Annotated in this window: 4 protein-coding genes and 1 pseudogene; 2 read left to right on the top strand and 3 right to left on the bottom strand. The window is 61.5% G+C overall.

The features are described from left to right. The 3 genes from GPS82_RS13510 to GPS82_RS13500 all read right to left on the bottom strand — a co-directional run. Positions 1–421, bottom strand: a 421-nt coding sequence (locus GPS82_RS13510) for a U32 family peptidase (RefSeq protein WP_296495590.1), incomplete at its 3' end; no start/stop codon positions are given. Positions 422–433: 12 nt separating this feature from the next. Beyond that, on the bottom strand, positions 434–1,528 hold the full coding sequence (aroC, locus tag GPS82_RS13505) for a chorismate synthase (protein ID WP_296495588.1): 1,095 nt from the start codon (positions 1,526–1,528) through the stop codon (positions 434–436). Between the two features lie 49 nt (positions 1,529–1,577). Further along, positions 1,578–2,042 carry a CBS domain-containing protein gene (locus tag GPS82_RS13500; protein ID WP_296495586.1) on the bottom strand — a complete coding sequence of 155 codons (465 nt, stop codon included), beginning with the start codon at positions 2,040–2,042 and terminating at the stop codon, positions 1,578–1,580. A gap of 154 nt (positions 2,043–2,196) precedes the next feature. On the opposite strand from GPS82_RS13500, the gene GPS82_RS13495 reads away from it, so the two are divergent. After that, entirely contained in the window at positions 2,197–3,495 is a 1,299-nt protein-coding gene (locus tag GPS82_RS13495) for an O-acetylhomoserine aminocarboxypropyltransferase (RefSeq protein WP_296495585.1), read from the top strand. Next, positions 3,492–3,714 (top strand): annotated as a pseudogene (locus GPS82_RS13490) (alpha/beta hydrolase); the annotation flags it as partial. The gene GPS82_RS13495 and the pseudogene GPS82_RS13490, both read left to right, overlap by 4 nt.

Raw genomic sequence — 3,714 nt, 5'->3', positions numbered from 1 at the left:
AAATCACGCGGCTGATGCCCACGGTTTTCCAGAACCTGACGGCAGCAGAATTGACCGTGTTGGCCTGCACCGACAGATGGATTTCCATCTCGGGCCAAGTTTCGCGCACCATCATGATCAGGCCGGGGTCGGACATGATCATGGCATCGGGCTGGAGCGCAATCACCGGCGCCATGTTGTCGATGTAGCTCCTGATCTTGTTGCCGTGCGGAAAGATGTTGGACACCAGAAAGAACTTGGCGCCCTTGGCGTGCACCGTGTCGATGCCTTTTTTAAGCACCTCGATGTCGCCAAAATCGTTGTTGCGCACGCGCAGTGAGTAACGCGGCTGGCCGGCATAAATGGCCGTGGCGCCAAAGGCCAGCGCCGTTTCCAGCATGGCCAAAGAGCCAGCCGGCGCCAGCAATTCAGGGGTTTTCATGGCGTGATGGCTTCAGGCCTGCGCGGCAATGGGCGCCAGCGCCGGCTGCACATCACCACACTGGGCGCGCTGGCGCAGCGCGTGCTCCATCACCACCAGCGCCAGCATGGCCTCCAGAATGGGCGTGGCGCGAATCCCCACGCAGGGGTCGTGGCGGCCCTTGGTGACGACTTCAGTGGGCTGGCCTGCCGTGTCGATCGAGGCGCGCGGCGTCAGGATCGAACTGGTCGGCTTGATGGCCACCGACACCTCCAGGTCTTGCCCGCTGGTGATGCCACCCAGCGTGCCACCGGCGTTGTTACCCATGAAGCCTTGCGGCGTGAGCGAGTCGCCATGCGTGCTGCCGCGTTGTGCCACGCTAGCAAAACCAGCGCCAATTTCAACGCCCTTGACAGCGTTGACGCCCATCATGGCATAGGCAATGTCGGCATCCATCTTGTCAAACAGCGGCTCACCCAGGCCCACCGGCACGTTCGATGCCGACACGCGCAGGCGCGCACCGCACGAGTCGCCGCCCTTGCGCAACTCGCCCATATAGGCTTCCAGTGCAGACACATCGGCCACCGGCGCAAAAAACGGGTTGTGCGGCACATGCTCCCACGACTCAAAGGCAATCGGCAACTCACCCACTTGCGTCATGCAGCCGCGAAACAGCGTGCCGTATTTCTCAAACAGCCATTTCTTGGCCACCGCGCCGGCCGCCACCATGGGCGCGGTGAGGCGCGCGCTGCTGCGGCCACCGCCGCGCGGGTCACGGATGCCGTATTTCTGAAAATAGGCGTAGTCGGCATGGCCGGGGCGAAAGGTTTGAACGATATTGCCGTAGTCCTTGCTGCGCTGGTCGGTGTTGTTGATCAGCAGGCAAATGGGTGTGCCGGTGGTTTTGCCTTCATAGACACCCGACAAAATCTGCACCGCATCGGGTTCGTTGCGCTGTGTGACAAATTTGCTGGTGCCGGGCCGGCGCCGGTCCAGGTCGGGCTGAATGTCAGCCTCCGACAGCGCCATGCCTGGCGGGCAGCCGTCAATCACGCAGCCAATGGCCGGGCCGTGGGATTCACCAAAGTTGGTGACTGCGAAAAGATTTCCAAAGGTATTGCCGCTCATGGGGCGAGATTATCCCAGAGCGGACCTTGGCGCGGGCGAACCCCTGAAACTACAGCTTGGGCGCGTCAGCGGGCTCCTGGCCTTCGGGCCAGTCGTGAATGTAGGCCTTGAGCATCTTGTTCTCAAAGTTCTGGCTGTCCACCACGGCGCGGGCCACGTCGTGAAAGCTGATCACGCCCATCAACATTTTCTTGTTCATGACCGGCATGTAACGCGCATGGCGGTCCAGCATCATGCGCCGCACTTCATCCATGTCGGTTTCGCTGGTGCAGGTCAGCGGCGAATCGTCCATGGCAGTGCGCACAATTATCTTGTCAACCACACCGTTGGTCTTCACCAGCACCTGGGTGAGTTCGCGCACCGTGAGCATGCCCACCAGTTCGCCGTGTTCCATGACCACCAGTGAGCCAATATCGCGGTCGACCATCAACTTGAGCGCGCTGATCAGTGACTCATCGGGTGAGACTGTAAAAAGCGTGCCGCCTTTGATGCGCAAAATATCACTGACTTTCATGGTGCTCCTTGTAATAACTGGTTGACCGTCGACCGGTAGGGATGAACCAAATATAGCCCACAATCCGCCCGACGCCATTAGTAATTTCCATCAGCTTGAGGCGAATTGTTTAAAAATCTTGACCTCAAACCCCCTGCCACCCTGAAAGGCACCCATGTCTGGTTACCAAGACCCCGGTTTTGACACCCTTGCCCTGCACGCAGGCGCGGCACCCGACCCCGCCACTGGCGCCCGCGCCGTGCCCATCTACCTCACCACTTCGTTCGTCTTTGAGAGTAGCGACCACGCCCAGTCGCTGTTCAACCTGGAGCGCGCCGGCCATGTCTACAGCCGCATCAGCAACCCGACCAACGCGGTGCTGGAGCAGCGCATCAGCGCGCTGGAAGGCGGCATTGGCGCCATTGCGGTGGCCAGTGGCCAGGCGGCGCTGCACCTGAGCATTGCCACGCTGATGGGCGCCGGCAGCCACATCGTGGCCAGCACCGCGCTTTATGGCGGCAGCCAGAACCTGCTGCACTACACGCTGCGCCGCTTTGGCATCGACACCACCTTCGTCAAGCCCGGCGACATCGACGGCTGGCGCGCTGCGGTGCGACCCAACACCAAACTCTTTTTTGGCGAAACCGTGGGCAACCCGGGGCTTGACGTGCTCGACATTCCCACGGTTTCAGCCATCGCCCATGAGACCGGCGTGCCGTTGCTGGTCGATTCGACCCTGACCACGCCCTGGCTCATGAAACCGTTTGAACACGGCGCCGACCTGGTCTACCACTCGGCCACCAAGTTCCTCAGCGGCCACGGCACGGTGATCGGCGGGCTGGTGGTGGATGGCGGCAGTTTTGACTGGGATGCCTCAGGGCGCTTCCCGGAGCTGTGCCAGCCCTATGACGGTTTTCACAACATGGTGTTTTCGGAAGAATCCACTGTGGGTGCGTTTTTGCTGCGGGCGCGGCGAGAAGGCCTGCGCGACTTTGGCGCCTGCCTTAGCCCGCACTCAGCCTGGCTCATTTTGCAGGGCATGGAAACGCTGCCGCTGCGCATGGCACGGCACATGAGCAACACCCAGCGTGTGGTCGAATTTTTGGCCAGCCAAGCGTTTGTGGCGCGGGTCGGCCACCCCATGCTTGAGAGCCACCCCAGCCATGCGCTTGCCGCAAAGCTGCTGCCACGCGGTGCGGGTTCAGTCTTCAGCTTCGACCTCAAAGGCAGCCGCGCCCAAGGCAAGGCCTTTGTGGAAAGCCTGAAGCTGTTCAGCCACCTGGCCAATGTGGGCGATTGCCGCAGCCTGGTCATTCACCCGGCCAGCACCACGCACTTCCGCATGGATGATGCTGCCCTGGCCGCAGGCGGCATCACCCAGGGCACGATCCGCCTGAGCATCGGCCTGGAAGACCCGGATGATCTGATCGACGACCTGAAACGCGCCCTGAAAGCGGCGGAGAAAGCAGCATGAAGATCACCGTCAACGGCCACACCACCTACTGCTACACCGGCAGCAAAGCCTTCGATGCGGCCAAGCCTACCGCGATCTTCATTCACGGCGTGCTCCACGACCACAGCATCTGGATTTTGCAAACGCGCTACTTGGCACACCACGGCTGGAACGTGCTGGCACTTGATTTGCCAGGCCAAAGCCGAAGCGGCGGCGAGCCACCCACCAGCCCTGAAGACG

This window comes from Rhodoferax sp., assembly GCF_011391645.1.
Taxonomy (GTDB): domain Bacteria; phylum Pseudomonadota; class Gammaproteobacteria; order Burkholderiales; family Burkholderiaceae_C; genus Rhodoferax.
Note: the sequence above shows the minus strand (reverse complement) of the source record. Positions and strands in the feature narration are given on the sequence as shown.